The organism is Chroococcidiopsis sp. CCALA 051 (assembly GCF_003015105.1).
GTDB lineage: Bacteria > Cyanobacteriota > Cyanobacteriia > Cyanobacteriales > Chroococcidiopsidaceae > Chroococcidiopsis > Chroococcidiopsis thermalis.
This window is the reverse complement of record NZ_PYCI01000227.1, coordinates 1-4,602: the sequence shown is the minus strand read 5'-3', so window position 1 is coordinate 4,602 and position 4,602 is coordinate 1. Positions and strand designations below refer to the sequence as shown.

Sequence of the window (4,602 nt, the reverse complement as noted above, 5' to 3'; positions counted from 1 at the left end):
AGATGTGTATAAGAGACAGGTATCCGAAATGTTGAGCGCTAAGTTTGTTGGAGTAAAAGTAGTAGGTGCGATCGCCTTCTAGTATGGCAGTTGGCAATATGCGATCGCGAAAGTCATACTGACAGTTGATGACAGTATTCTGACTCAATCTCAGTTACAGCCTAGTTATGATATGAAGTGTTTCTATTTATCTTTAAGATCGGAACAAATTGTATTTTAAAAGACAAATTGCTTATAGACTACTATAGATGATGCAGAGAATTGTCAGCATAATGGAGCCGCGCCTATTTTAGAGATTTCTCCCGTCACCAGGGTTCGGACAGCACTTTTGCTAACTTTCTAAATATGGAAGCATCTTTTGAAATTACCCTGCAAATGGTAATTGCTGTAATTGCAGGAATTAGCGCTCAAGTTATAGCAGAATACCTCAAACTCCCTAGCATTGTCTTTTTGTTGCTATTTGGAATTTTGTTGGGTTCTGATGGGATGAACGTGCTGCACCCTCAAGTTTTAGGTGCTGGGTTGGAAGTAATTGTGGCGCTTTCTACCGCTGTAATTCTATTTGAGGGAGGGTTGAACCTAGAACTGCGAGAACTGGGTAAAGTTTCTGGTAGTTTGAGAAATCTCGTTACTGTGGGAACCCTAATTACTCTGTTGGGTGGGAGTATGGCGGCGCATTGGCTGGGAGAGTTTCCCTGGGCGATCGCTTTCCTTTATGCTTCTTTGGTAGTGGTAACGGGTCCTACGGTAATTTCGCCACTATTACGCACGATTAAAGTAGACCGTCAGGTAGGAACTCTATTAGAAGGAGAAGCGGTATTAATCGACCCTGTAGGGGCAATTCTCGCCGTTGTGGTACTCGATACAGTTTTAAATGGCGAAACCGACCCTTGGATGGCAATTAGTGGCTTGACGCTGCGTCTAGGCATTGGTGGGAGCATTGGGGCTGCTGGTGGCTGGTGTCTTGCCTTCATGTTCAAACGCGCTCACTTTATTTCTGACGAACTAAAAAATCTCGTTGTCTTAGCAGGTTTATGGGGTTTATTTACCCTAGCCCAACTCAGTCGCAGCGAATCTGGACTAATGGCGACAGTAGTTGCAGGCGTGGTTTTGGGTTCTGCTTCCTTGCCAGAAGAACGATTATTACGACGATTTAAAGGTCAGCTAACGATTCTCGGCGTGTCAGTACTATTTATCTTGCTTGCCGCAGATTTATCCATTGCCAGTATCTTTGCTTTAGGCTGGGGCAGTTTATTCACCGTCCTCGTGTTGATGTTTGTCGTCCGTCCCCTAAATATTGGTATTTGCACCATCAACAGCGATTTAAATTGGCGACAAAAATTGTTTTTATCGTGGGTTGCACCTAGAGGAATTGTTGCCGCTTCTGTCGCTTCGTTATTTTCGATTTTCCTGACCGAACGCGGGATTAACGGTGGAGACTCGATCAAGGCATTAGTCTTTTTAACAATTATCATGACTGTCGCCTGTCAAGGTTTAACTGCTGGCTGGGTAGCAAATTGGTTGCAAATCAGCTCTACGCAAGCAACTGGGGTGGTGATTGTCGGCTGCAATCCTCTAAGTTTGTTAATTGCTCGTCTTTTCCAAGAACGGGGAGAAGCCGTGTCGATGATCGATACCGACCCCGTAGCGTGTCAGCAAGCCCAGGCACAGAACTTGAAGGTTTTTTCTAGCAGCGCTTTAGATACAACAGTGCTAGAAGAGGCAGGACTAGCTTCTATGGGAACGTTTTTGGCAATGACCAATAATGGAGAAGTTAATTACGTCTTGGCACAAAGGGCTGTAGAAGAATTTCAACCACCAAGAGTGCTGGCTGTTTTTCCCCGCAATCCACAAGCAAGTACCTCAATAAATCGCAATCGGATCGATCGAGCTTTTGGATCGGATATACCGATTAAAACTTGGAACGAGTATATTAACAGCGATCGCGTGAAATTAGGCACGACGACTCTCAGCGAAGCAGGCTTTGCTTTGCAACAAGCCCATCTGCAAGCCTTGATTTGGGCAGGAGAATTAGTCCCTTTACTCCTAGAACGCGAAGATCGGTTACTTGTCGTTCCTGCAACAGAACAATGGCAACCAGGCGATCGCTTAATTTACTTGTTACACGATCCCAGACCCAATCTGTTGAAACGGCTATCGGGGGCGACACCAGCAAAACGCCTTGCTTTAGAAAAATTGCCCGAAGTCGAAGAAATTCCTCTTCCGAGCCAAAATGTCTCTACAATTTAAAGTCAAAAGACAAGTTAAGAATTTTTGATTAACTCCCGTGGCGCGTTCGTTTTTGACTCTGCGGATGTGACAGATGCAATAGGTGTTTGCTGTTTTTCTTGCCATAATACGCCCAATAAGTGAACGATCGCTAACATTATGGCGCTACCGGAAATAATGTAGCTGTGGATGGTGTAGAGGTGTTCGACTGTGGTTGTATTCACCGCACCACCACCCGTGATGACATCTCGCAGGGTAGAACCAATAAAAGGAATGGCTTCGATGGTACTTAATTCGATCCGAAAGCGCCAGTAACCGACTTGACTCCAATCGAGAATCATTGCCGTCCAAGCTAAAGCGATCGCGTTGAGGATCAGTAAAATATTGCTAATCCAACCAGTTAACCAACTACGGCGAAACTGCCTACCCAAGAACATCACGACCATTTGAATCAGTGCTACACCAATTAGTAAGGTTCCGGCATAATCGTGTAAGCCATGAATGATTTGACCGTTAGGAATCTCCGTATCGATCCATTGCAAAGCCTGATTCGCACCACCTGCCACTGGTTCGTAATAAAAAGATAATAAAATGCCAGTCACAGCGGCGATCGCGCACAATGTTAACAATGCTACAGATAGTATTGTCGCCGTTCGTTTCAGAACGAATTCATAGGAAAGACTCTTCATAACTCCCGCTTCTCAGTACTCTCAAAATGTGTACTTTCTTTAAGATGCTAACCAAGTCACTCATTTGAAGAGTTCTTTCTAGAGGGGGAGATGGTAAGACATGAAGTCAGGAGTCAGGAGTCAGGAGTCAGAAGTCAGGAGTTGTTTAATCTCTTCTCTCCCTCAGCCTCCTCAGCTCTCTTTCCCCTGCTCCCTTGTTCCAAATACGACACCCAACTCGGTACAACTTGAGGCGAACCGTACCAAATTCCAGGGGCTTTGGGAGAGTGCTTGACTCCCTCTAAAATTAAATTTTCTGCTCCCTCTAAATGAGCTGCTGCGATTGGGGTAATGCCATCACCCCAACAATTTCCTTGTCCGCAGGTCAAGCGATAGCTGCTGTATGCCAGCCAACTTCCTCGCCGTCGCTGTCCGAAAACGCTCTTACCAGCAACGCAAACGTAGCGCACTCGGGAACTGTAAAAAGCACCAGGATAGTTATTGTTGACAAAATCGAGATTCCAGCGCGTCCAGCGTTCTTGGCTAATGTGGGGAGTTCCCAGCGTGACTAACGTGGCAACAAAGCGGTAAGCTTCCCAAGGGGGAATTGCGGCGATCGCCGCATTACGAGCCAGGTAAGCTTTTTCACCTAAATAAATTCGCGAGATCCAGCCGCCAGCAGAATGACCGATCAAATTCACTTTAGCTGTGTTGTATTGCCGTAAAACTTGCTCGACCGTGCGATGCAGTTGCAGCAAAATTGGAGTCATTGGTCTACCTCCCAACGTGGGGAACCAATCTTGTCGTTGTAAGGGAACCGTAACGGTAGGAAAACCCAACTGCTGTAAAAATTGTTCCAACGGACGGTAGGCGATCGCGGCTTCTAAAAATCCAGGTAAAATGACGGTGGGAAGCATAGACAGTAACCAGTGACCAGTGACCAGTGACCAGTGACCACGCACCACTCACCACTCACTCCACCCTACACCCTCGACAAGTAACACGCACTACTCAACTACCAACTACCAATGACCAATGACCAATGACCAATGACGACAAATGACTCCTCGATGGCGAATGGTATTCTCTACGGTGTTAGTGTTGGTCCAGGCGATCCAGAACTGATAACGCTCAAAGGGTTGCGATCGCTGCAACAAGCTCCCGTAGTTGCTTTTCCTAGAGGAATTCAAGACAAACCAGGCATTGCCCAACAAATAATTGCTCCGTGGCTGCGATCGGATCAACAGCAGCTACCCTTAGATTTTCCCTACGTGCAAGACATTGAAGTTTTAACAAAAGCATGGCAGCTAGCCGCCAAGCAAGTTTGGGAATATTTACAGAAAGGTCAAGATGTGGCTTTTGCCTGTGAAGGGGATATTAGTTTCTACAGTACGTTTACCTATTTAGCACAGACGCTGCAACAAATGTATCCCGCAGCCGTCATCAACTACGTTCCTGGTGTCTGCTCGCCTATGGCAGCAGCATCGGCGTTAGGGCTGCCCTTAACTGTCCGCCAAGAGCGTTTAGTCGTGTTACCAGCAATTTATAACGTCAACGAACTAGAATCTATTTTAGACTGGGCAGAAGTCGTAGTATTGATGAAAGTAAGTTCTGTATACGAACAAGTATGGCAAGTCTTGCAGCGCAAATCCCTACTGCAACACAGTTGGATAGTAGAACGAGCTACATTACCAAATATGTTGAC

At 46.0% G+C, this 4,602-nt stretch carries 4 protein-coding genes; 2 read left to right on the top strand and 2 right to left on the bottom strand.

Annotation, left to right across the window (positions count from 1 at the left end; genetic code table 11):
* The first annotated feature begins 345 nt into the window (after positions 1-345).
* Complete coding sequence (locus C7Y66_RS29840; RefSeq protein WP_015155058.1) at positions 346-2,250, top strand: sodium:proton antiporter; 1,905 nt, start codon at positions 346-348, stop codon at positions 2,248-2,250.
* Between the two features lie 14 nt (positions 2,251-2,264).
* On the opposite strand, the gene C7Y66_RS29835 is transcribed toward C7Y66_RS29840, so the two are convergent.
* Positions 2,265-2,918, bottom strand: a complete 654-nt coding sequence (locus C7Y66_RS29835; protein ID WP_106218973.1) for a cytochrome b N-terminal domain-containing protein — start codon at positions 2,916-2,918, stop codon at positions 2,265-2,267.
* Positions 2,919-3,052: 134 nt separating this feature from the next.
* On the bottom strand, positions 3,053-3,814 hold the full coding sequence (locus tag C7Y66_RS29830) for a triacylglycerol lipase (protein ID WP_199197730.1): 762 nt from the start codon (positions 3,812-3,814) through the stop codon (positions 3,053-3,055).
* 153 nt (positions 3,815-3,967) lie between these two features.
* On the opposite strand from C7Y66_RS29830, the gene C7Y66_RS29825 reads away from it, so the two are divergent.
* On the top strand, positions 3,968-4,602 hold a 635-nt coding region (locus C7Y66_RS29825), incomplete at its 3' end, for a precorrin-2 C(20)-methyltransferase (RefSeq protein ID WP_106548309.1).